Origin of the sequence: Hungatella effluvii (assembly GCF_003201875.1) — a bacterium.
Taxonomy (GTDB): domain Bacteria; phylum Bacillota; class Clostridia; order Lachnospirales; family Lachnospiraceae; genus Hungatella; species Hungatella effluvii.
The window spans coordinates 118,024-142,001 of the sequence record NZ_QJKD01000004.1 but is presented as its reverse complement, the minus strand read 5'-3'; the positions used below and the strand labels follow the sequence as shown (position 1 = coordinate 142,001).

At 53.7% G+C, this 23,978-nt stretch carries 27 protein-coding genes; 26 read left to right on the top strand and 1 reads right to left on the bottom strand.

Going from position 1 to position 23,978, the window contains the following annotated elements:
- Positions 1–46 precede the first annotated feature (46 nt).
- From DFR60_RS09295 to DFR60_RS09275, 5 genes are all read left to right on the top strand, one after another.
- Positions 47–574 carry a DUF5697 family protein gene (locus tag DFR60_RS09295; protein WP_110322654.1) on the top strand — a complete coding sequence of 176 codons (528 nt, stop codon included), beginning with the start codon at positions 47–49 and terminating at the stop codon, positions 572–574.
- 19 nt (positions 575–593) lie between these two features.
- Complete coding sequence (locus DFR60_RS09290) at positions 594–1,256, top strand: DUF6100 family protein (RefSeq protein ID WP_110322653.1); 663 nt, start codon at positions 594–596, stop codon at positions 1,254–1,256.
- A 143-nt stretch (positions 1,257–1,399) separates the two neighbouring features.
- Positions 1,400–2,521, top strand: a complete 1,122-nt coding sequence (locus DFR60_RS09285) for a hypothetical protein (RefSeq protein WP_243005021.1) — start codon at positions 1,400–1,402, stop codon at positions 2,519–2,521.
- Between the two features lie 23 nt (positions 2,522–2,544).
- Positions 2,545–4,530, top strand: a complete 1,986-nt coding sequence (locus DFR60_RS09280; RefSeq protein WP_110322652.1) for a VirD4-like conjugal transfer protein, CD1115 family — start codon at positions 2,545–2,547, stop codon at positions 4,528–4,530.
- 69 nt (positions 4,531–4,599) lie between these two features.
- Positions 4,600–6,150: a S1 RNA-binding domain-containing protein gene (locus DFR60_RS09275; protein WP_110322651.1), complete on the top strand. Its 1,551-nt coding sequence runs from the start codon at positions 4,600–4,602 to the stop codon at positions 6,148–6,150.
- Between the two features lie 134 nt (positions 6,151–6,284).
- On the opposite strand, the gene DFR60_RS09270 is transcribed toward DFR60_RS09275, so the two are convergent.
- A complete protein-coding gene (locus DFR60_RS09270; RefSeq protein WP_110322650.1) occupies positions 6,285–7,376 on the bottom strand; it encodes a hypothetical protein in 1,092 nt (363 codons plus the stop codon).
- Between the two features lie 231 nt (positions 7,377–7,607).
- On the opposite strand from DFR60_RS09270, the gene DFR60_RS09265 reads away from it, so the two are divergent.
- The 21 genes from DFR60_RS09265 (at position 7,608) to DFR60_RS09170 (ending at position 23,952) form a co-directional block, all read left to right on the top strand.
- Positions 7,608–8,120: a DUF4320 family protein gene (locus DFR60_RS09265; protein WP_243005018.1), complete on the top strand. Its 513-nt coding sequence runs from the start codon at positions 7,608–7,610 to the stop codon at positions 8,118–8,120.
- Positions 8,121–8,128: 8 nt separating this feature from the next.
- Positions 8,129–8,635 (top strand): hypothetical protein, encoded by a 507-nt coding sequence (locus DFR60_RS09260; RefSeq protein WP_243005017.1) that lies wholly within the window; start codon positions 8,129–8,131, stop codon positions 8,633–8,635.
- Between the two features lie 266 nt (positions 8,636–8,901).
- Positions 8,902–9,480: a DUF6550 family protein gene (locus DFR60_RS09255; RefSeq protein ID WP_110322648.1), complete on the top strand. Its 579-nt coding sequence runs from the start codon at positions 8,902–8,904 to the stop codon at positions 9,478–9,480.
- A gap of 164 nt (positions 9,481–9,644) precedes the next feature.
- On the top strand, positions 9,645–11,342 hold the full coding sequence (locus tag DFR60_RS09250) for a DUF8193 domain-containing protein (RefSeq protein WP_110322647.1): 1,698 nt from the start codon (positions 9,645–9,647) through the stop codon (positions 11,340–11,342).
- The gene (locus DFR60_RS09245; protein ID WP_243005016.1) at positions 11,317–11,808 is read left to right on the top strand and encodes a prepilin peptidase; all 492 of its coding nucleotides are present in this window, start codon (positions 11,317–11,319) and stop codon (positions 11,806–11,808) included. The genes DFR60_RS09250 and DFR60_RS09245 overlap by 26 nt, the downstream gene beginning before the upstream one ends.
- Before the next feature lie 91 nt (positions 11,809–11,899).
- Complete coding sequence (gene cpaB, locus DFR60_RS09240; protein ID WP_110322645.1) at positions 11,900–12,778, top strand: Flp pilus assembly protein CpaB; 879 nt, start codon at positions 11,900–11,902, stop codon at positions 12,776–12,778.
- A gap of 28 nt (positions 12,779–12,806) precedes the next feature.
- On the top strand, positions 12,807–13,664 hold the full coding sequence (locus tag DFR60_RS09235) for a CpaE/TadZ family protein (protein ID WP_243005015.1): 858 nt from the start codon (positions 12,807–12,809) through the stop codon (positions 13,662–13,664).
- Positions 13,661–15,061: a CpaF/VirB11 family protein gene (locus tag DFR60_RS09230; protein WP_110322644.1), complete on the top strand. Its 1,401-nt coding sequence runs from the start codon at positions 13,661–13,663 to the stop codon at positions 15,059–15,061. Before DFR60_RS09235 ends, DFR60_RS09230 begins: the two co-directional genes overlap by 4 nt.
- 15 nt (positions 15,062–15,076) lie before the next feature.
- Positions 15,077–16,009: a type II secretion system F family protein gene (locus DFR60_RS09225; RefSeq protein ID WP_110322643.1), complete on the top strand. Its 933-nt coding sequence runs from the start codon at positions 15,077–15,079 to the stop codon at positions 16,007–16,009.
- The gene (locus tag DFR60_RS09220) at positions 16,006–16,884 is read left to right on the top strand and encodes a hypothetical protein (RefSeq protein WP_110322642.1); all 879 of its coding nucleotides are present in this window, start codon (positions 16,006–16,008) and stop codon (positions 16,882–16,884) included. Before DFR60_RS09225 ends, DFR60_RS09220 begins: the two co-directional genes overlap by 4 nt.
- Before the next feature lie 127 nt (positions 16,885–17,011).
- A complete protein-coding gene (locus DFR60_RS30330) occupies positions 17,012–17,161 on the top strand; it encodes a hypothetical protein (protein ID WP_167437561.1) in 150 nt (49 codons plus the stop codon).
- A gap of 53 nt (positions 17,162–17,214) precedes the next feature.
- Entirely contained in the window at positions 17,215–17,436 is a 222-nt protein-coding gene (locus tag DFR60_RS09215; protein WP_110322641.1) for a DUF6133 family protein, read from the top strand.
- Between the two features lie 180 nt (positions 17,437–17,616).
- On the top strand, positions 17,617–17,967 hold the full coding sequence (locus tag DFR60_RS09210) for a hypothetical protein (RefSeq protein ID WP_243005014.1): 351 nt from the start codon (positions 17,617–17,619) through the stop codon (positions 17,965–17,967).
- Positions 17,968–18,023: 56 nt separating this feature from the next.
- The gene (locus tag DFR60_RS09205; protein WP_110322639.1) at positions 18,024–18,440 is read left to right on the top strand and encodes a zinc-finger-containing protein; all 417 of its coding nucleotides are present in this window, start codon (positions 18,024–18,026) and stop codon (positions 18,438–18,440) included.
- A gap of 16 nt (positions 18,441–18,456) precedes the next feature.
- Complete coding sequence (locus DFR60_RS09200) at positions 18,457–19,035, top strand: sigma-70 family RNA polymerase sigma factor (protein ID WP_110322638.1); 579 nt, start codon at positions 18,457–18,459, stop codon at positions 19,033–19,035.
- A 49-nt stretch (positions 19,036–19,084) separates the two neighbouring features.
- Positions 19,085–19,780, top strand: a complete 696-nt coding sequence (locus DFR60_RS09195) for a hypothetical protein (protein WP_110322637.1) — start codon at positions 19,085–19,087, stop codon at positions 19,778–19,780.
- 6 nt (positions 19,781–19,786) lie between these two features.
- Positions 19,787–20,275 carry a hypothetical protein gene (locus tag DFR60_RS09190; RefSeq protein WP_110322636.1) on the top strand — a complete coding sequence of 163 codons (489 nt, stop codon included), beginning with the start codon at positions 19,787–19,789 and terminating at the stop codon, positions 20,273–20,275.
- Between the two features lie 337 nt (positions 20,276–20,612).
- Positions 20,613–21,023: a single-stranded DNA-binding protein gene (locus DFR60_RS09185; RefSeq protein WP_110322635.1), complete on the top strand. Its 411-nt coding sequence runs from the start codon at positions 20,613–20,615 to the stop codon at positions 21,021–21,023.
- Between the two features lie 128 nt (positions 21,024–21,151).
- On the top strand, positions 21,152–21,964 hold the full coding sequence (locus DFR60_RS09180; protein ID WP_110322634.1) for a hypothetical protein: 813 nt from the start codon (positions 21,152–21,154) through the stop codon (positions 21,962–21,964).
- Between the two features lie 33 nt (positions 21,965–21,997).
- Positions 21,998–23,068: a DUF932 domain-containing protein gene (locus DFR60_RS09175; protein ID WP_110322633.1), complete on the top strand. Its 1,071-nt coding sequence runs from the start codon at positions 21,998–22,000 to the stop codon at positions 23,066–23,068.
- 44 nt (positions 23,069–23,112) lie between these two features.
- Positions 23,113–23,952 carry a hypothetical protein gene (locus DFR60_RS09170; protein ID WP_110322632.1) on the top strand — a complete coding sequence of 280 codons (840 nt, stop codon included), beginning with the start codon at positions 23,113–23,115 and terminating at the stop codon, positions 23,950–23,952.
- Positions 23,953–23,978 lie beyond the last annotated feature (26 nt).

The following is a 23,978-nucleotide window of genomic DNA, read 5'->3' as shown; positions in this document are numbered from 1 at the left end:
TGCTGTCCAGGCTGCTCCGCAGACAAAAGCAAGGGAGGAAATTTTTGTGAAAACCAGAGCGGATATATACGGCCATGAGGCCACGGAACTGCTCCGGATCATATCCATGTATCCGGGGCTTTCAGAAAAACAGTTATGCCGGTTCTACCCGGATAGGGAGGATGTCACGAAAAACCTGCTCTCCCACTTATCCAGGCAGGGGCGCACCCGGCAGACGGACACCGGAGGCTATTTCCCATACAGGAATGACAGAATGGAAACGGATTCCGGCATGGTACGGGCGGCATGGGTACTGCTGGATTTTATCGACCGGGCGGAATACCACTCATCCAGTGAGTTCCCCGTGAAGATTGCCTTTTTCTCCGGCGGCGAACTGTATGAGATCATCCATGCCGCTGCCGGGCAGGAAGCCATCGCCTCCCATGCCCTGCGCCAGAGCCGTGACAGCGGGAGCCGCCGTATCGTGCTGGTGGACAGCCCGGAACAGATCCCTTTACTGGAATTTCCCGGAATTACCGGATTCTGTACGGTGGATGCTGCCGGAAACGTAAGCTACTACAAAAAATCAACCTAAAAAGATTGGAGGGATGTGAGTGGACCGAAAAATCATCTCACGCCGGATCGCAGATATCCAGAATGGCCTTTCCCGGCTGAGCAGCCATATCTGCGCCATGGATTCCCTGGATATCCAGCGCTATCCGGAAAACTATGAAACCATGTCAACCGAAGCCGCCCTGCGGGCCGAAGGGATCGCCTGCCAGCTCAGGAATCTCCTCTACGCTTCCACCTCTGTCCCCAAAGCAGAGTACCTTGTGAAAGCCGGGGAAGTACACGGCATTGAGGTCAGCTATGAAAACGGCATCCTGGAGGTATCCCTTCCACGGCTGCTTCCAAAGAAAAAAATGAGGCAGAGCAGCCTGTTCCTGCTTGATCCTCTCCATGCAACACTGGGGCAGTATGCGAAAGAGCATCCCATGCCCCACTTCCGGGAATGCGTGGTATGCATTTCCCATGTATACGACCATGAACTGCCGGACTGGTGCCTTCTGGACTATGACAACCTGCAGCAGAAACAGATCCTGGACGCCATCGCCCTGTATGTGATGGCGGATGACAGCGGGCTTTTATGTGACGCCTACAATACCACGGAGCTTGGAGATCAGAACGGCACCCGTATCTACATCATGGAAAAAAGCCGCTTTGCCGGATGGCTTTCCGGCAGGGAAAAAGAACTGAAATCCATATCGGATTTTTAGTGGTTTTCAGGCTTTCTCCACTCCATACAGCCAGGATCAGAAAAACATTGCATTTATTGGGCTTTATCTGCGGCGGATATAAACCCTGTTTACCGAAGTCTTTAGCCGCCCCGGTAAAAAACCGGGAAAGGAGGTGATTTTTTATGTCCCATAAGGACACATTCCCCAGGCAGGACACACTGGGCCGTTACCTGCTCGAACTGGCCGCCGTCTGCGGCGAGTTCCCGTCCAGCCTTCTCCCCCGCATCCACGACAGCTCCAGTTATATGGAGGCGGTCATAACTTCACTAAAAAAGGAGGGGCTGCTGCGGGTATTCTACAAAGACAGGCTGCGTGGTTTCCGCCTGGGACGGCGGGCAAAGGGCATACTTCTGGCAGAGAACCCCGAACGGTTTTCCTTTTACCTTACCGGGGATACGGACACCAACCGGATCAGGAGCGAAGTGACGAGAAGGATGAGGCTGCACCGGACAGCGGAGACTTATGCCTCCATGCTGAACGCAGGCGTGGCTGTCTTCCGGGACGAAAAGCCCCCGGTCTTTTTACTGGAAGCGGTTCCCCTCCCTGCCCTGAAAACCCCTGCCTTTTACGGTTCCCGTGAGGTTAAGGAAATGGGGATTGAGATGGTAAAGATCAGAAGTTCCCGTATGACCGGCGTGCTCCTTGCACCGTCCGGCATCTTCCTTACCTATAACAGCGGCCCGTATATGGCAAAATGGGACTACCGCGCAGAGCAGCGGGCGCAGGTCCTTTTGAGAATGGTCCTCTGCCACCAGCGGATGGCCTCCCAGTATGCCCGGACGGAAGTTTCCGGCCTGCTGTTTTGCAATACTCTGGAACCTTTTTATCAGATTCTGGAAGAAGGCGACAGCCATACCCGCTGCTTCTTCCTTCTGGACGGGAATTATGAGCATTTTTACTACCTGACCAATGACCATTACGGGGATACGCTGCTGAAACTCTTATGCGACCCTGTAAAAACAACGGAACTTGACAACCTGCTGATGCAGGGCTTTACCCCAAAGGATGCGGGCCTTCCCATAGAACATGACGCCCTGGACCAGAACGGAAACCCGGTGCTGTTCGGTTACTTTCTGGACATCCCCCGCATCAACCGTTTCCACACGGCGCTCCAGCTACAGGGGAGGAAAGGAATCCTGATCTGCTTTGACTTCCAGAAAGAAGTCCTCCACCGCTTCTGCGGCGGGCAGGCAGAGTTTTCCACCATCAGCTTTGAAAAATTTGAAAGGAGGTTTTTCCCATAGACAAGAAAAAACTACTGAAAGGACTGGTCACTGCCCCCATAGCTATCCTTGCCATCCTGTATGCGGGCGGCTACCTGGGGCAGTTCATCGGCAACTACGCCCTCTGGAAACAGGGCGGCGGCTATCCGGGGGACGGCACTTCTCCCCTGTCCCCCTCTCCGGGCCTGTCCGCCTGCCTCCGTGCGGCGGTGCATCCCCCATACGGGATCTACGGGATATTTATCTGCATCGGATTACTGGCGGTGCTTCTGCTCCTTGTCATGCGGATCGGTTACAGCGATACCGGGGAATATGACGAGGACCGGAATTTCACCTATTCCGCCAGGGGCACCTACGGCACGTCCGGATGGATGAGCCGGAAGGAAATGGCCGGCGTTCTGGAGCTGGTGGCAGACCTGCACCGTTACCAGGGGATCGTGCTGGGCATGCTGGACAGGAAAGCGGTCTGCGTGCCGGAGAAGACAAGGCTCAACAGCAACCTGGCAGTCTACGGCGCCAGCGGCTCCATGAAGACACGCTCCTTCTGCATGAACCGCATTCTGCAGGGGGTATCCCGCGGGGAATCCCTGGTAATCTGCGACCCCAAATCGGAGCTGTACGAAAAATCCAGCGAGTACCTGCGTGACAAAGGCTATACCGTCCACGTGTTCAACCTGGTCAGTCCGGAAAACTCGGATTCCTGGAACTGCCTCTCGGAAGTGGAAGGGCAGGAACTGATGGCGCAGCTCTTCGTGGATGTCATCATCAGAAACACCACGGGCGGCGGCAAGGGAGACCATTTCTGGGATTCCGCGGAAATGAACCTGTTAAAGGCGCTGGTGCTGTATGTGGATAAGGGCTACCCGCCGGAAAACCGGAACATGGGCCAGGTCTACCAGCTCATTACCCTGAATTCGGAAACCGCATTGAACAGCCTGTTTGAAGTGCTGCCCATCAGCCACCCGGCAAAGGCGCCTTACAGCCTGTTCAAACAGGCATCCGATTCCGTGCGCAGCGGCGTGATCATCGGGCTGGGGAGCCGCCTGCAGGTGTTCCAGTCCGAACTGATCAAAAAGATCACCGCAAGGGACGAGATTGATTTAGAACTCTTAGGACAGAAGCCCTGTGCCTATTTCCTTGTGACCAGCGACCAGGACAGCACCTTCGACTTCCTGGCGTCCCTGTTTCTGTCCTTCGTGTTCATCAAGCTGGTGCGGTATGCGGACAAAAACTGCGAGGGCGGGAGGCTCCCGGTGCCCGTCCATGTTTTGGGGGAGGAGCTGACCGCCTGCGGCACCATCCCGGACCTTTCCCGGCGCCTGAGCGTCATCCGCTCCCGGAATATCTCCATGTCCTGCGTGTTCCAGAACCTTGCGGGCCTGCAGAACCGGTATCCGCTGAACCTCTGGCAGGAAATTCTGGGGAATTGTGACGTCCAGCTCTTTCTGGGATGCACCGACCCCCTGACCGCGGAATTTGTCTCCTCCCGCACCGGGCTGGCCAGCGTGGCGGTCTCCAGCAAGTCCAAACAGTTAGGGACCTGGCGGATCTCCAACTACACACCGGAATACCGGGAGACCAGCGGCGTGGGGAAACGGCCCGTGCTGACGCCGGATGAAGTGTTGCGCCTGCCCATTGACGAAGCACTCGTGATCATCCGGGGAAAGAAAACCTTAAAAGTGGACAAAATGGACTATTCCAGACACCCGGAATATCCCCTGCTGCGCTCCTGCAAGGCATCCGCCCACATCCCGGAATGGAGGCGGCTGGAAATGGAAACCGCTGCCGCGCCGGAACCTGTGGCAAAGCACGCTCCACAAAAACAGACTGCAAAAAATGCGCCAAAGGCATCATCCGGGGCTGCTTCCAAAACCGGTACAAAACCCGCTGTGAAAGGAACTCCAAAGCCATCAACGGCAGGCGCACAGCAAAAACCACCGGCAGCTGATCGGGGAAAGGCTGCCCCAACCGCATCTTCCGGCACGCCTGCCGGAATCGTATCCACGGACAGGGATTCCATCATGTCCTAACACAGAACGCTATGGAGCAGCTCATTTCCGGGCTGTGAAATAAAATAACAACACTATGGAGGTAAACACATGGCAAGAAAAAAGGAACTTATGGAACTGGAAAACCCTTCTATGGGAGAAAACACTCCTTTGGACGGAACGGACACAGAGACCGGAGCTTCCCTCACTGAAGGAGACGGCATGCCGCCTGAAACTGACGGGGATGGCATGGACTTAAATGAGCTGCTGGGAAGCATGGACCAGGAACCGGCAGAGGGGCCGGATATGGAAGACGGAATGCTCCCGGAGCTTACAGAAGAGGAAATGTTTGGGGAAGTGTTGGGGGATATGGACGGCTCTGGTACTGAGTATGATGCCGGCAGTTCCGGTGAAGTACAACCGGAATCTGCAGCATCTCCTGAAACAGATGCCCCCGCTGCAAAGACCAGGCGCACCACACGCAGTAAGAAAGAGAAAACTCCTGAAGGAAATGGCGGAGAAACAAAGGAAACGGATACAGAAATGAAGGATACACCGGAAGCAGTTTCTGATGGTGTGCCGGATTTCCCGGATACTGCCGCAGTTCCTGATACAGACGAAGGAGAAGAAACAATCCCCCAGGAAGATGTACCGCCTGCCTGGGCCGGACCGGAAGAAACACCCCTCCCTTCTGGCGAAAGGGAAACAGGAACTACAGTTCCGCCCTCCCGGCGTGCCAGAAACAGAAAAGAGGATGCTCCTGTCCTGACACTGGAAGTCCGGGGAGAAGTAGAGACCGAGGAATCCCGCGAGGATGCCATCTGGCATGAGATCCACAACGCCTACCGCACCAGGCGCATCCTTACCGGACAGCTTGGCGGGATTGAGCAGACGGACAATGGCAAGACCATTTCCATCGTAGACTACAAGGGATTCCGCATTGTGATTCCCTTAAAAGAGATGATGATCAATATCGGCCGCAGCCCTTCCGGGCAGGAATATGCGGAGCTGATGCTGCGCCAGAACAAGATCCTCGGCAACATGCTTGGCGCGGAAATCGACTTTATTGTAAAAGGCATTGATTCCAAATCCCGCAGCGTGGTGGCAAGCCGGAAAGAAGCCATGCTCCGGAAACGGCAGATCTTCTATCTGGATACGGATGCCATGGGGATGTACCGCATTTACGAAGGCCGTATCGCCCAGGCCCGTGTGATTGCTGTGGCAGAAAAAGTCATCCGGGTAGAGGTTTTCGGTGTAGAATGCTCCATCATGGCCCGTGACCTGGCCTGGGAGTGGATCGGGGATGCCCACGAGCGGTTTTCCGTGGGTGACCAGGTGCTTGTGCGTATCCTGAGCGTGCGCCGTGACAGCCTGGAGGATATGGGAATCAAAGCTGACATCAAGAGCGTGTCCCAGAACACCAGCCATGACAACCTGAAAAAATGCCGTATCCAGAGCAAGTATGCCGGCAAGGTCACGGATGTACATAAGGGCGTGGTCTATATCCGGCTGTCCAACGGCGTCAATGCGGTGGCCCACTCCTGCTATGACTACCGGACTCCCGGCAAGAAGGATGATGTAAGCTTTGCCGTGACACGTCTGGATGAAGAGCGGGGCGTGGCCGTGGGGATCATTACACGGATTATTCGGCAGAATCTGTGATTTCCGGAATAGTAAAATTCGGAACTGCAAATTTATAAGCAGTTCCGAATTTTTTATTTTCTATTCCTCCCATATTTCATTTTCATATGGTATTATAATCAGCTCGAATATTTCTTACTTCATAACTCACATTTTTAGAAGATTTCATTTGAGTGCAATGCGTCATCATCAAATACTTTTGCAGTCATTTTCATAAATCTAATATCACAAGTACTCCCTGATTTAATCATACACTCTGGAAAATGATATATTGTACACACATAATTGTGAAAGGATAATGCCCATAAATATTTTTTAAGAATGCGTTCTCTATAATGTGCTTCTTTACACGCAGATATTTCCAGGTCATCATATTTTCCATATTCGTTAATCTTATGAATAATATGTTTTTTATGCTGCTCCAATCGGAGTTTTTGGTTTGGATTAAGATTACTAAACCTTTGATAGTCACTTGGAGAAATTTTTTTAACATATTCTAATATCTGCTCCTTAGCGGTTTGAGGAATCATTGTATTTACGTCAATACAATATAAATAATTCAAAACTACTGCTTCATCAGATGTTCTAAGAATAAGATGATCTCTCCATTGTAAATAAAACTTTTCCATATTAACTGCAGGAATAATATCATTACAAAATTTAAGTTCTTCATCCGAAATATGTTCACCGGCATGTGCACGATTTTCAATTTCACAGGCTTTCTTTAAATCCTCAGATTTTATAAAATGTGTCTGTAAAATATAATCAAGGACTGGTTGTCCAATAATAATCCTTGGATATATTGCTGTTTCTTCTAGTGCAACAGCATCAATTAAGCCTTGTCCAAAAATAAAGTCTTCATTAAATGAAAGCGAACCAATTGTTATTCCGCCTCGTAAAAATAAATCATATTGTAAAATAAAATTCCGTTGTATATCTGCTACAATGGATACAAATGCCAAAAACCGCAAATATTCTATTTGCTCAACGCTTCTTTCCAAACATAATAAAATATTATCCGAAAATATTTTTACTTGAATAGATATTTCACCAAGTCCTCTAATAATTGGAGAAGCATCTATATCTTGTATATATGATTTTGTATTTTGGATTGCTTCATATATTGTATTTAAAAAGGCTCCTACCCTTTCTGGATTCTTTTCAAAAAAATTTTTATATCCCAGTAAATCAAAATATGCAATATAATATTCTTTTATAGGTTCAACCTGTTTATTATCTTTTTGCATCTATATTTCCCCCTAATAAATTTCACATAATTATTATACAACTAATATAGAATCTATCAAGCCTTTCAATAATTATAAAAAATTGGCACATCATCGGCACAACATTGGCACGGTTCTGCTCTTTCCCCGTAAAGGCATCCATGCTATACTTGGTACAGTCAAAAATATGTAAAGCAGCCGTTTTCCATCCGTGGAGACGGCTGTTTTTGTCAGAAAGGCGGTGGTTTTACTTTGTCCCAGACAATTCCAGGCACAATGTCCAAAGCAGCCGGCAGGGCCTCTCCCCATAAAGGTCAATCCTGTAGGAGTCCGGCAGCCATACTGAAAAATGAGCGCGGGGACGTCAACTATTTCAGTACGGTGGTGTTCATCTTCATTGCGGTGCTCCTGCTGGCCTTCATCCTGAACCTGTTCAGCATCATCTCCACCAAACAGGAACTGGACCACTGTGCGGACCAGATGGTGAAGCAGATCCAGCTTTCCGGCGGCATCAACGGGGAGACCGACCAGCTTTTTCAGTTCCTCTGTTCCCAGATCGAGGGGGCTGAAAATATCTCCTATTCCATTGACGCCTCCTACAAGTCCCCTACCCCGTCCGGCATGAGCCGGGCCATCCAGCTGGGCACACCCTTCTACATCACCATCACGGGCAGGGCAAAGCTGGGAGGCTTCTGGAACTTCAACCTGGTGAACATCACGGTTGTCTCCAGAGGGGCGGGCGTCAGTGAGCATTACTGGAAGTGAGGTGCCCCATGAAGAAATGTATGAAAAAAGGCACAGCCAGGAATCTCCTCGGGAATGACCGCGGGGATATTTCTATCTTTACCTGCTTTTTTGTGGTGGGGATCGTAATGCTGGTCTCCTTCCTGCTGCTGTACGCCTCCATCCGCATCACCTGCATCAACATCCGTAACGGCGCAAAGATGGAACTGAACAACCTGAGCGCCAGCATCTATGCGGACACCTACCGTTCCCAGAGGGAGACCAATTTCAGCGAATACTTAAATACCCTCTACTCCAGCAGCGACTATACCGCCATGCTGGAGGACATGGTGACAGACGGCCTCGCAAACAAGATCCCCCTTTCCACGGATGACTACCGGGTAAGGGACATCCACCTTGCGTTCCATGTAACAGGCGACCGGGTGGAGTATGTATTCACCTGCAATGTCGAGTTCTATGTCTACATGTTCGGCCACTCTTACCCCGCCATTACCCGGCGCGTAGAACTGACCGGCTACCACAACACCAAATTTTAGGCTGCCAGAGACATGCAGCCGCCAGCTATGAAAGGAGCTTACTCTTATGAAAAAACTGTTTACATCCAAAAAGTTCATCCTTACCACCCTGTTCACGGCCCTTGCCGGTTTCCTGGCCTTCCGCTTCATCGGACGCCGCAGGGCAGCAGGCAGCAGTTTATAATGGCCGGACTGCAGGTATCCCATTATATTTGCTTTTTTGTTGAAAAAACCTGCCTGAATAACGTAAAGGATATACAGAAAGAAAAAAAGGAGATGACTGCTATATGAAGAAAATTTTTAAATCCAAAGGATTCCTTGTCACAGCCCTTTCTGTTTCCTGTATCGCCATCCTCGCCGCCTGCTGGCTGGCGGGCCGGGATAAAGAAGCTGCCTTCCTGCCGGATGAACAGCCCCCGGATGCCGTCCAGGAGGAATGGAAAGACACCCCGGATACCACCGATTCCACAGGAGGCTTCCAGGACCGTACAGATGCCGGCATCCCCGGCCAGAACAGCGCAGAGGAAAAGCTGGAGGGATATCCGAAGGTGGCGGAGGAATCCGAACAGGAGATTGTAATTGATTTTGTTCCCGAAGAAACAAAAGAGGAAACGCCTCCCCCGCCCCCGGAAGGCAAGGCCGTCACGGCAGACCCTGGCGGGGAACATCCTGTGAACCCCGCTCCGGATACAGCCCCCTCTTCCACCGATACCGGAAAAGGGGATACGCCTGCAGCAGGCTCCACCAATGAGAACGGCGCCGTATACGATCCCGTATTCGGCTGGGTGGTGCCCGGACAGGTCAACCAGGCCGCCATAGACAGCAGCGGCGACCCGAATAAGATGGTCGGGAACATGGGCAACTGATTCCTTACTCCAGACAAGCCTATAAAGATACATCCGCAGGCTTTCAGGACAGGTTACCCTGCTGATTACCGGCACATACGAAAAAAACTGAATACTGAAAACCGGAAAACCGCTATGCAAGGCGGTTTTCTTTTATGTAAAAAAAGATTGGAGTGTGATACTGTTTGAAACGCTTTTATGCCATCCTCTGCACCGCCGCGCTCCTGCTCTGCCTGTGCCCCGCACAGGCTTTTGCTTCCGGGCAGGGCAACCTTGACGGAGGCGGCGGCAGCATGAACCAGGGCACCTCCGCCAACTTCTGGTCCCCCGGAAATGACGGGGTAAGAGTGACGGTGGTGGATGCCCAGTCCGGCGCCGCCGTGAGCACGCCGGTGGATTTCGCCAACCGCAGCCAGTCCGCCACGATGCTCCATTTCGGCAAAGTGAACAAGATCCAGTACCGGGACGGAGCTTCGGTTTCCCTGCAGTCCGGCGTCCCTTATAACTGCCGGCAGCCCGCCTATTCCATGCCGGCCATCATCACCAGCAACAGCCGGCCTGCCACCATTGAAGCCATCAAGCGCTATTTCTGTTCGGAGTATGCCTGCATGATGGTAGCGGATGCCGCAGGCGTCAGCTATGAGCGCATGCTGTCTGGGGAATACAAGATCCTTTTAGAGCCCATTGCCTATGTGACCTTCAATGGGACAAAATACGCTTTTACGGCAACAGAGGCCGCCCTCTATGACCAGCTCTCCGGCGGCGCCCTGCGCAGTAAGCTGCCCTCGGTGGCATTCCAGAACCTCCCTCTTGCCCTGTTCCTGGAATACGATGACCTTGGCTTTCCGGCCTGGACCGGGGGCAGGCGGGGGATACAGTCCAATGCGGATATCATAAATGCCCTGGGGGTCGGCATTGTCTGGTTTGAGGAAACGGAAGAGCCCGGCGGCGAGATCGAAGCGCCGGATGTGGAATACCGGGTGGACACGGATGTGATCACTGCCATCCGCCTGCGGACAGGCGGACGTCTAACACCAGATAACCCGGCAACGGTCACTTTCCATATCATGGGAAGGAGCTACACCGTCCGGAACATTGTCATACCTGCAAACGACTCCCAGCTGGTATGGGTGAAATGGCACACGCCCCCTACGCCGCAGACCATCACCATCACGGTGTCATTAAGCAGGGGCTTTACCGCCCAGGATACCTTTGTGGCAAAAATCGTGGACCTGAATGAAAAGATACCGCCTGACCCTCTGGCAACGGATATCAACCCCGGCTATACCGTCCCTGCCCTCCCGGTGAATCCGCAGAAACTCAGCGCAAGCTGGGGTGTGTGGAGCTGTTACTGGGTTCCTGACTGGCAGTGGTGCAGCCATGGGGAGGATGACGGCCACTGGGTAGACTGGGGAGACTGGGAGTATGACTATACCAGCTACTCTGCATCCATCAGCGGCACCATGACTTTAATGCCGGATGATATCGTACCGACAGCAAACGGAAAGGACATGAAGAGCGGGTACGGCGTCAAAACGGAAGTGCGGGCCACTTTGTCCACCAACTCGCCGGACGGGCACCACAGCAACCCGCAGACTGCTTTTTCCCTATTTCCGGAGTTCCAGTACAATACCTACCTGCGGCTTCTGCAGCGCACATCCAGCGGGCGCAGCGCACGGTTTGCCTTCCAGCCCAATGAGTTTTCCACCTACGGGCGCACGGTGCATTTCACGCCGGTATGGTTCCCGGACAGCACAAGCTATGTGGTATATACCCAGGTATGGGACGCATGGACGCCGGACGGGATGCTCTCGGTCAACCTAAACGACTACGTCACCATCCACCAGAGCGTGTTTGATGACTGGTATACCAACCGTGAATAGCCCTGTCCTTTTCCTTTATGAACTGCTGGCCTTTGCGTGCATCGCTGGATTTGCCGCATACGACCTGAAAAAGAAGCGGGTGCCCGACCGGGCGCTCCTGCTCTTCCTCCCCTTTGCCCTTGCGGCGCCCCTTGTCCGTACCGTGGTATTGGGAACCGCCCTGCTGCCGCTTTTATTTTTATACTCTCTTACGGGATTGGCAGCAGGCTTTCTGGTCTTACTGGCCGCCGCAATGCTGTCAAAGGAGGGCGCCGGCATCGGAGGAGGGGATATCAAGCTGGCGGCAGTGATGGGCTTTTTCTACGGCCCTTCCCGGATGCTTGTCATCCTGCTTACTGCCTCCGGCCTTGCTGCCTGTGTCTCCCTGGCAATGCGGCACCGGCGGAAAGAGGAAATGCTTTCCCTTCCCTTTGTGCCGTTTCTGATGATCGGGAGCCTGGCCGTTACGATAGCTGCAATTTTATAACTTCATCTGCCCCGTAGAATCACACGATATGCCTTATCCGGCAGAACCGGCGGCAGATGCCACACTTTAAAAGACAGGAGTGAAAACAACCATGAAACTGAATAACCGCTTTATCTTCGGCCTGCTCAGCATCCTTTTGGCAGCCGTTATCGCCTTTGTCGCCCTGCCCACCATTGCAAAGCAGACCAACGGCAAGACCGAGATCGTCCGCATCACAAAGCCCGTGCTGAAAGGAGAACAGCTCTCAGCCGACAATACGGAGACCGTGGAAGTGGGGAGCTACAACCTTCCTCCCAACATCGCCCATTCCCTTGATGATGTGAAAGGACTTTATGCCACAGCGGACTTATCCCAGGGCGATTATATCCTGAGCTCCAAGATCAGCGCCGTCCCGGTCTCCTCGGATGTGGCCTTAAACAACATCCCCTCCGGGAAAGTGGCCATCTCCCTGACCGTCAAGACGCTGGCCTCCGGCCTGTCCGACAAGCTGCAGCCGGGCGACATCATCCGGGTTTATCATTTCCTGGATGCAGCCCAGGAGGTCCCGGAGCTCCGCTTTGTCCGGGTGCTTTCCGTCACGGATGCCAAAGGCGTCAACGTGGACAACGCAAAGGAGCCTGTGGAGGATGAGGAAAAACAGCAGTCCGCCACCATCACGGTGCTGGCAAGCCCGGAACAGGCACGGGTCATCACTTCCCTGGAAAATGACGGGGTTGCCCATGTGGCCCTGATCTCCCGGGGCAATGAAAAGCTGGCAGAGGAGCTTCTGGCCGAACAGGATACCATCCTGCAGGAGATCTATTTCCCGGAGCCTTCGGAGGAAGAAACGGAAGAGATGGACGGGGAAGCAGACAATCCGGACACCGAAAGTAATGAGGAAAACGGGGAAGAACCTGCCTCCACGGAAGAAAACGAAACTGCAGAAGAAACCGGAAACAGCAGCAAAAAAGATTCGGACAACAATACCTGACCGCAGGCAGAAAGGAGGAATGGTTTCCATGTCCAAAACAATCACGGTCTGGGGCAGCCCCGGCAGCGGCAAATCCATGTTCTGCTGCATCCTTGCCAAAGCGCTGACCCGTGACAAACGAAAGGCCATCATCATAAGCGGGGAGCCGGGCATCCCCATGCTCCCGGTCTGGCTCCCGGAGCAGATCACCACCACGGCCGCCTCCATCGGCCAGGTATTAACCAGCGTGGAGATCGACACATCCCTGGTAGCCAGCCATGTGACGGTGCTGAAAAGCTACCCCTATATCGGCCTTATGGGATACTGCGCCGGGGAGAACCCGTTAAGCTACCCGGAAACGGACTACCAGATGGCCCTGCAGCTCATTGCATCCGCAAAGAAGCTGGTGGATTACGTCATCCTGGACTGCGGCTCTGTTATGACCAACGTGTTCACCCCTGCCGCCATTGAATCCGGGGACCTGGTGCTCCGCATCGTGACGCCGGATTTAAAAGGCATCAATTACCTGAAAGCGCACCAGCCCTTACTGGCAGACGGGCGTTTCCATTACCATGAGCATATAACCTTTGCCGGCATGGCCCGCCCCTTCCATGCCTTTGACGAGATGGGCTATATCATCGGCGGCTTTGACGGCCTCCTGCCCTATGGGAAGGAGATTGACCGCTGCGCTACTGAAGGGGGCATGTTCCAGGCCATCAAATACTGCAACTCCAAATATACCGCCTCTTTAAACAGGGTGCTGGATGCCCTGGAACAGATGGAGCTTGCCGAGCAGCAGGAGGAGGAAAGCTATGAGGACGGATATGATGAGGCGGCATACGGAGGGGAGGAAGATAAAGAGGACGCATACAGCGAAGACGAAGACGGGGAGGAATACGAAGGATGAATAACTTGAATGATATTTTCTTTGCCCCTGTGGAAAACGGCGCCCTGACTTATGAGCAGGTGCTGGAGGACGTACAGCGCTACTTTTCCGAAAACCATGCCTCCACCATCGCCGGCGCCGGGGAAAATGATTCGGAACGGGCAGTCACGGTATTAAAGGAGCTGATGGTGCAGTATCTGGTAAAACGCAAATACGCCATCAAAAGGCTTACCACCGAACAGCTCTGTGCCAGGCTTTATGAGGACATGGCCGGCTACTCTTTCCTGAAAAAATGGATCTACCAGCCGGGGGTGGAGGAGGTGAACATCAATGCCTATAACGATATCGAAGTCATTATGAACAGCGGGCGCAGCATCAAGATACCGGACCGGTTTTCCTCTCCCCAGCACGCCATCGATGTGGTGCGGCGTATGCTGAACGCCTGCGGCATGGTCATTGACGACACCATGCCCTCCGTCATCGGCTTTCTGGACAAGAACATCCGTATTTCCGTAGATAAGACGCCCATCGTGGATTCGGAGGTGGGAATCAACGCTTCCATCCGTATCGTCAACCAGAATACGGTATCCGAGGAAAAGCTCCTGGATTCCGGCAGCGCCACGCCGGAAATGCTCCATTTCCTGACCGCCTGCATCCGCTATGGGGTTTCCGTGTGCATCGCCGGCTCCACCGGTTCCGGAAAGACGACCATCATGGCATGGCTCTTATCCAATGTGCCCAACAACCGCCGCCTCATCACCATTGAGGAGGGCAGCCGGGAGTTTGACCTGGTAAAAAGGGATGAAGACGGGAATATTTTAAACTCCGTGGTCCACCTGCTGACCCGCCCCCATGAGAACCCGTCCATGAACATCAACCAGGACTTCCTTCTGGAGCGGGTGCTGCGCAAGCATCCGGACGTGATCGGCGTGGGGGAGATGCGGTCGGCGGCAGAGAGCCTGTCGGCAGCGGAAAGCTCCCGGACCGGCCACACGGTCTGCACCACCATCCACTCCAACTCCTGCGAAAGCACCTACCGGCGCATGATGACCCTGGCCAAGCGGAAATACAGCATGGACGATTCCATCCTCATGCAGATCATGGTGGAAGCCTATCCCGTGGTGGTGTTCACCAAACAGCTGGAGGACCGTTCCCGGAAGATCATGGAGATCATCGAAGGGGAGGACTATCTGGACGGAAAACTGCTGTACCGCTCCCTTTATAAATATGAAGTGGTGGACAACGTGACCGATGAAGACGGAAATGCCCATGTGGTAGGCAGGCACCGCAGGATGGAAGCCATGTCCGAGACACTGAAAAAACGGCTCCTGGACAACGGGATCTCCCACAAGGAGCTGCAGGAATTTTTAGAAACCGGGCCGCCCCGTAAAGGCACATCCGGAAAAAAGACACCGTGAAAGGAGGTGGAATAGTTGCACTGGATTTATCTTATCTGTTTTGCCCTGCTGAGTGCCGGGCTTCTGGCACTGTTTGAAGTAAAGCCGCGGGATTTTACGGATGTTATCTTCAACACCGGAAGGAAAACCGCCACCCTGTCGGATGAGCTGAATGTCATCATGGGCACGCCTGCCAGAGGGTTTTTCAACCAGGGCTATGAGATCAAACAGATCTTAAAGGATACCGGGCGGGCAGACCGCTATGAAGCGGTTACCCGGCTGACGCTTATCCTGTTCGCCGTGGGAGCGGTGCTGGCGCTGCTGATTAACAACGTGTACCTGGTCCCCATCCTGGGGCTGGGCTTTTCCCTGGTTCCCGTATGGTATCTGCGCAGCACGGCGGCCAGTTATAAGAAGCACCTGAACGAGGAACTGGAGACCGCGATCTCCATCGTCACCACTTCCTACCTGCGGACAGAGGACCTGCTGCGCTCCGTAAGGGAGAACCTGCCTTACATCAATGAGCCGATCAGGGCAAACTTCGAGGCATTTGTATATGAGAGCGAGCTGATCAATGCCAACATGACCAGCGCCATCAACTCCTTAAAAATGAAGATACCCAACCGGGTATTCCACGAATGGGCCAATATCCTGATCCAGTGCCAGTCGGACCGTTCCATGAAGAACACGCTGCCTACCATTGTGCAGAAATTCTCCGATGTCCGTGTGGTGCAGTCGGAGCTGGAAGCCATGATGCAGGGGCCCAGGCGGGAAGCCATCACCATGATGTTCCTGGTGATCGGCAACGTCCCCCTACTCTATTTCCTCAACAAGGACTGGTTCCACACCCTGATCTACACCACGCCGGGCAAGATTGCCCTGGCCATCTGCGCAGCCATCATCCTGTTTGCCTTTACGCAGATCATGAAGCTGAGCAAGCCCATTGAATACGGAGGTGACGGAACATGACTTTGTTAGCACTGATTGCCATTATCCTGTTCGGCTTTGCCGTTTATAACCTGTCCACGGCTTTTGCGGACATCCCTACCAGCAAAACATCCAGGATGATGATGCTGGCGAAAAAACAGCGGGGCACGAAAAACGAACAGCTCCTGGATGTGTATATCACAAGGATCGCAAAGCTGTTCGCCCCTTACTTTCGGCTGGACCGCCTGAAACGGAACAAGCTGCAGGCGGCCCTCTCCATTGCCGGGCTGAAACTGACGCCGGAGGTGTACACGGCCAGGGCCTGGGTAACGGCCGGAGCCGTGGGGCTTTGTGCGTTCCCCATGGCGTTCCTGATGCCGCTCTTTGTGCCCGTCCTGATCGGAACCGCCGTGGCGCTCTGGTTCTCCACCTACTATGCGGCCTTTGACTTTGTAAAAAAGCGGCGCAGACTCATCGAGGCGGAGATTCCCCGCTTTGCCCTGACCATCGGGCAGAACCTGGAGAATGACCGGGACGTGCTGAAGATACTCACCTCTTACCGCAGGGTGGCAGGCCGGGACTTCGGGGCGGAACTGGACCAGACCATCGCAGACATGAAGACCGGCAACTATGAGAATGCCCTGATCCGCTTCGAGACCCGTATCGGAAGCCCCATGCTTTCCGATGTAGTGCGGGGGCTGGTGGGCGTCCTGCGGGGGGATGACCAGCGGATGTACTTTAAGATGATCTGCTTTGACATGCGGCAGATTGAGCAGAACAACCTGAAAAAAGAAGCTGCCAAACGGCCGAAAAAGATCCAGCGCTACTCCATGATGATGCTGATCTGCATCATGATCATCTATCTGGTGGTTCTCTGTACGGAGGTCTTAAGCTCCCTCGGCGCGTTCTTTGGATAAATCCAAAGCAGTTTTATGGAAAGGAGGCGGTCACCTGTACCCCAGCGGTTTTCCTTAGCACAGCATTCTACAGCAGTCAGCCCACGCCGTCCTTCCACGGCAGAAAGAATACAGACAGGAGTTGCCTATGAAAAGACACAGAAAACATCCCCTGCCATCTCTGGCAGAGGCAGAAAAACAGCGGTTCCGCCGCCTGCTCCGCCAGAAGCCTGCACCCTGCCGGGACAGGCCGGCGGGCAGAAAGAACAAGCGGAAAAGACCGATCCGGCGGCCTTAAAGAGCCGGCCTTGTATCCCTGTAACCATGCATGAAAAATAATAGGAGGTTTCCATGAGAAAAATCACAACCTGTATCCGTAACAAAGCAGACCAGTTTATCATCCGTGCCCGGATGGCGGTTTCCAACCAGCGGGGGGATTTCTATATCTCGGATGCCGTGAAGATCATCATTGCCGTTGTGCTGGGCGCCCTGCTTCTGGCAGCGCTGACCTTAATCTTTAATGATACGGTCATCCCCAGAATTACGCAGGAGATCGAGGGGCTGTTCGGATAATATAACGGAATAAAAACTTTCAGGGCCGGACCGCAGAAATTTGCGGCTGGCCCTCCTTTTTTTATTTTTAGAAGGAACTTTTTAAGAGAAATAACCGGATTTTATAAAAATTTAAGAAATTTTTGGCCCAAATTGACCATTTCAGGACTGAAAAAAGAACGTAAGAGAGGTGAAAAGAAATTGAATCAAAAAAACTGTAGAATTTATCCCTTTTTAAAAGCGGTCCGCGGCTGCTGGCACAATGCCCTGTTTATCAAATGCGAACATGCAGTCTGCCCCCACGGCCAGTCTCCGCCCTGTGAAGGATTCCTGATGGCTGTGGATGCGGACGGTTCCCTCATCCTTATGCCTGTAAAACTCTTACAGAAGATGACCGGAGAATCCATAGAACCGGAAGGCTGCCGGGCCGTGATAGGAAAACAGACTTTTGAGAGCGTATACGGCCTGTATATCGAGTGGCACACCGTATCATCCACGGACTGCCCTCTCCTGGAGCTTTGCCAGGTATCTGATCGATGCCGCTGCTTTTAAAAAAGGGAATTAGGAAAAAACAGATCTGCCATGGATGGCAGGAACGGAGGTGACCAATGAAAACCATGAAAAAATACAGCCTGAAATGTCCTTACTGCGGCTCCCCGGCCGTCTGCCGCCCTGCCAGCACGGTCTACGGGGCGGATACCATTGACCGGAAAAGCTATCTGTATATCTGCTCCCGCTGGCCGGCCTGTGACGCCTACGTGAGCGCCCATAAGAGGGACCGCAGGCCCATGGGAACCATGGCGGACCGGAGGCTTCGCCGCAAACGCATCCAGGCTCACGAAGCATTAAAAAGGCTGCAGAAAGAGCGCCATATGGATAAATGGGCCGCCTATGTATGGCTACAGGCAAAGCTGGGGCTTGATGAAAGCCAGGCCCATATCGGCATGTTTTCAGAGCAGATGTGTGAACAGGTTATTTCCCTGTGCCGTTCCCCGGTAAGGCCGGGCGGCGGCATGGCGGCATGAAGAGAGGTGAGCATTTATGAAACGGAACATCCCACTGACCAGAGAGCAGCAGGAACTGGTGGAAAACAGCCTGTCCCTTGTCTACTGGGTCATCCTGGAAAGCATCCATGTCAATGAGACAGTCTACGGGTTTGAATACGAGGATCTGTATCAGGAGGGCTGTATCTGGCTCTGCCACGCAGCGGCCACCTATGACCCCGCACGCTCCAAATTCTCCACCTATGCCAGAAAGATTGTGCGTAACGGCCTGCTCTCCTACTGCAGGCAGATGTGCTTCAAACAGCGCCGTTTTACATACCTGGCTGTAGGAACGCATGGGGAGCTGTTAGCGGACGGGGAGCCTGTTCCCCAGCCGGATGACTTTCATGTACAGGTAAACATGATAGAAACCCTTGACCTTCTCGCATACGCAGAAAAGAAATACCACGGCGTGACGAAACTCGGAATCGAAGCCCTGGCCCTGAAACTGAAAGGCATGAGCGTTTCTGATATCGCCAGGCTGTATGATGTGCCGCCGCCCCATGTGGGCGCATGGATCTCCCGTGCTGCCCAGAAGCTTAAGAAAGACACGCCATTTCTATCCGGGCTTTTATGACTGCCGCAGGCGGTCCCCATAATCACAATGAAAACAGGAGGATTTCTTTATGGCATTAAGAACACTTTACACGGCGGTCGGCCGCTTTGAACGCAGGACCAACGGATGCCGGCGCTGCTGCCCCGTCATTATCCTTGGGGGAAAGGAATACATGGTCGATCTGCAGGAAATGGTCATCTGGAGCTGCCTGAACTGGCGGATCGCCCGCATGGAAGAGATCGGGCAGCTCTATACCAGATCCCTGCCGGGCCGGGAGGACATCGTAAGCCGTCCCTGGAAGGACTGTGTGGACCGGCTGCTGACACGGGGCCTGCTGGTCTGTGGAAAAGGCGATACGGAATATGACGCCCTCTATGACCTGCTCTCTTCCATGTACATCATCCCCACGGACGGTTCCGGCTTTCTCAGGGTTTTGTCCTTCCTGAAACTGACCCTTATAAACCATGTGCCGTTTCGCACGGCCAGAAGGCTTTTCCACAAAGACCGGCGCACCGAACATGAGAAACAGGTCATGGCCCTTGCCAGGCAGGCCCTGCTCTCCACAGCGGAACTGATCCGGTGCATGGAAAAGGATATCCGCGCCCTCCCCACCGAGGAAAGCGTTCTGGAAGGGCTTTATGATGACCTGGACACCACCAGTGACAACATCGGCTGCCTGATGCGGGTTTCCCCAAAAAGCCGGGCGGTCACGCTTGCGGTCGCAAACCTGTACCTGCGCCAGCAGATTATTTTTGAAAGGATATGATATCTTATGGAACAATGGTTAAATGCCCCTTTTACCCTCCGGCTGAAGGTTTTTCTTTTCCTGTTTACAGGAGCCGGCACCCTCCTGATTGCCGCCATTGCATTTTTTATCTCCCGCGACCGGCTTTTACTGGTTTTAAGCGGCATCATCTTTGGCGGCTGCCTGCTGCGCAGCACAGGGTTTCTGATCGTGATCCTGCGTGGAGACTATGAAACCATCACGGGCGTATGCAGCGCCGTTTCCCCGCAGCCTCTGCACAGGTATCAAAAAATAGAACTTACAGACAGCCAGGGAAAAACGGTCATCCTCCTTCTGGGAAAACAGGTAAAGATAAAACCGGACAGGGCCTACTCCTTCTATTTCCGGAAGTCCTCCCGCCCTTCCCTGGGCAGCGAATATCTGGATGCATCCCTCTCCACGGACCTGTTTTTAGGATACGATTCCGGTCTGCCGGACAGCAGGCTGGAGACAAAAGAGCAGGAAACTGCAGAATAAGGGCCTGCCGGTTCCTGTTTATATGACAGGAGGCTTCGTGCATATTTCCCCGGCATCCGTCTACAAAATATAGTGTTTCGCCACTCCAAAATTCTATATATTGTATTTGTAAACTTGACAGGCACCATATATAGTGTTATACTTACCTTGTAATTGATTTTTGTGCGTATCCTTGCAGGATTGCAGGCAGGTCTGTCTGTATGGCGATAAGAAAATCGCATTGCACACGCTGTTAAGTTTGTATATAAGTGTCAGTGGCATTGCTGCGCCCGTATGGGCTGGATTCCCGCTGGCACTTTTTTTATAGATAACAAGGCCAGTGGCAGAAAGGAGTGTTATGGCACAGATTTTTGCATTTGGACGTGTGGAGAATGACCTGGCCCCAAAAAAGAGCCAGAAGGATTCCACCTATGTCTGTTTCGGCTTTACCGAGCAGACCGGCAAAGGGCAGTTCCAGTATTACCAGGTCTGGGCATGGGAGGATGAAGTATCCCGCCTGATACAGCTTGGCGTAAAAAAGGACAGCCGGCTATGGATCACCGGCACACAGCAGCTGGTGGACTGTACCGCAGGCCATGGGAAGGAAAAGACGAAGGTCTTAAAGATCTACCTGTCAAACTTCGGGTTTCTTCCCGGCCGCTCTCCAAAGGAAAGCCCCGCCGATCTTCCAGATGACCCCGGGACCGCAGACGCCGCCCCTCCCCCTGTGGAGGTGCTGGACGGGGAACGCGAGTCCCTGCCGGAGTGATTTTCACACCGGCTCCAGAAAGAGGAACCATACCGGTTTTCAGAATGATACTGAAAGGCCGGTATGGTTCCTCTTTTTTTGTGCATACCGGTTACTTTTAACAACAGCAGAGAAAGGATGGTAAAAAAATGAAACGTGACAAAGCCCTGTGGGGCAGCATCAGCATCCTCGTGGGTGCGGTTATCGCCATACTGGCACTGGTAAGGGGCGCCTGGCAGTCCTGGCTTCTGACCGGGGTATTCACCCTCTGGGGGCTGTGGGTTGTGGCGGTGCTCTTACGGCCTTACATGCAGCAGGCAAAGCGCCGCAGGATGCGCAAGCAGCTTACAAAGAAACGCCTGGCGGAAGGGATTTCCCCTTCACAGTCTGCGGTATTTCCGGCTATGGAGCCTGCGGAGACGGAACTGCTCCTGCTCCGCCATGTCAACCACCGGATCTCCGCCTATCTTCGGGCGGTCTATCCGGATGTGCGCTGGGAGTGGTGCGAAAAGAGACCGGAAAAGCTGGTGCTGGCAGGAGGGACCGGGCGCATCCGCCTTTACGGCATCCCGGATTTTGACCATGCGGATGTATGCGTGGACCAGAACGCCGGCATCACCTGCAACATGTTAAAGATCGTCCCCCTCTCGGAGGCCGGAGGCGGCGGACCGGAAGATACGGTGCCGCCCAACAGGCAGCCGGTAGACCCCCAGATCTGGTATGAGGTCCAGGGCCGGAAGGTTCTGGAATCCCTTGTGGCAGACTTAAATTCCAGAGGGCACAGCCGTCTCACCATCCATGAAGACGGCGATATCTGCATCGAGGAGGACACGGAGGAGGTGGCAAAAGAGCACCTTGCCGGCTTTCCGGAAAAAACATACTGGCCCCGGCTTGTGCAGGTTTTTGAGCGCAACGGGCTGGCGGCTGAGATCATGGCAAAGGGCATCCAGGTATCCTGGTAAGCCCGCACACAACAGGAAAGGAGCGGAACACGAATGAAAGAAGGACTTACCCTGGAAGAAATGGCCGCTGAGATCACAAGGCAGAGCAAAATGAAGGAAGATTATCTGGTGGATACCAGAAGCCTGCAGATGGAGCCTTATGATTCCCAGGTCTATCTCCACATGTTTGACGGGAACACCGAACCGGTGGAGCCCATGCAGGTCAATCCTATTGCCCACCGGCAGATCGGGACGCATTTAAAGATCCCTGCCCCCTACTATGACCGGATGCTCACGGAAAAACCGGAGCTTCTGGCCGCAAATGTCAACGCCTGGCTCCGGCATGCCCCATCCAAACGGCTTCTGCGCACCATGGGAGGCACCGCAAGGGCTTTCCTCAGCAACCGTTACCGGCGGATCGACAACCTGGAGATCGCCACCGCCGTCCTGCCCATCATCGGGCAGATGGAGGGCGCCCGGTTTGAGAGCTGCCAGATCACGGACAGCCGGATGTATATGAAGGTGGTCAATACCCGCCTGGAAGCGGAGGTGGTGCCGGGAGACATTGTGCAGGCCGGCGTCATCATCTCCAACAGCGAGACCGGCATGGGGGCCGTCAATATCCAGCCCCTTGTCTACCGCCTGGTATGCAGCAACGGCATGATCGTCAATGACGCACAGACCCGCCGCAACCATGTGGGGCAGATCAATGACACGGAAGAAAACTTCCAGCTTTATTCCGAAAAGACACTGGCCGCCGATGACAGGGCTTTTATCCTAAAGATCCAGGATACGGTCAGGGCCGCCGTGGAAGAGGCACACTTTGCCCAGGTGGTCGGCATGATGCAGGACGCCACAAAGGCGGAGATGAACACAAAAGATGTTCCCGGCATCGTCAAGCTGGCCAGCCGGGAATTCCACATCACGGATGAGGAGGGGGAAGGCATCCTCCAGCATCTGATCGAGGGAAAGGACCTTACACTGTACGGGCTTTCCAATGCGGTCACAAGGCACAGCCAGGATGTGGAGAATTACGACAGGGCCACCCAGCTGGAGAGCATCGGCTACAACATTCTTTCCATGCCGGCCCGCCAGTGGAACCGGATCAACCAGGCGGCAGCATAACGCAGCCGCTTCAGACACAATTCAAATCCAAGGAGGAAAACAGTATGAATAACACCCAGAACAACGCTTTGGCAGAACAGGAAAAATTTATGCTCCCGGCAGCCATGCCGGAAGGGGAATTCACCCAGGAGGAACTGGCGGAGGATATGGACGGCCTGCAGATGAGCTTCCCCCGGATCAAGATTCCGGGCGGCGGCGCGCTGATGTTCGAGATCCCCTCCGATGACCCGGAGAATCCGGACTATGCAAAAACCCTGGAAGGGGTTATCCTCTTCAACCACCCCAACAACGCCTACTGGCCGGAGGGCAGCGAGTATGACGACAACTCCAATCCCTTATGCTCTTCTGTGGACGGGAAGCAAGGGATCGGGGAGCCTGGCGGTTCCTGTGCGGCCTGTGCCTTGAACCAGTTCGGCTCCGCCGCAGAAGGAAACGGAAAAGCCTGCAAGAACATGCGCGTGCTTTATCTGCTCCGCAACGGCGAGTTCATGCCGTTACAGGTAACCCTGCCGCCCACCAGCTTAAAACCCTTCCGTGAGTTCATGAACCAGTCCTTTATGCTCCGCCGCCGTGCGACCTACGGCAGCGTGGTGCAGATCGCACTGAAAAAGATGAGCAACGGAAAAGATGATTACAGCGTTGCCACCTTCCGCCGCCTGTACGATTTCAGCGGCGAGGAGCTGGCACAGATCCGGAACTATGCAGATGGTTTTAAAGCACAGATCCGTATGATGCTCCAGCAGCGTGCGGCTGTCCAGGAAACCCAGCGTGATGACGGCTGTGATTACAGCAGCAGCAATCTGGAAGTCCTGCCCGCAGGCGGAGGCAAAAAGTTTCACTATGGGCAGCCCCTTGACGGAGAACGGGAAGCCCTGCCCGCATGATCTGATGTAACCGATATGGCTGGTGC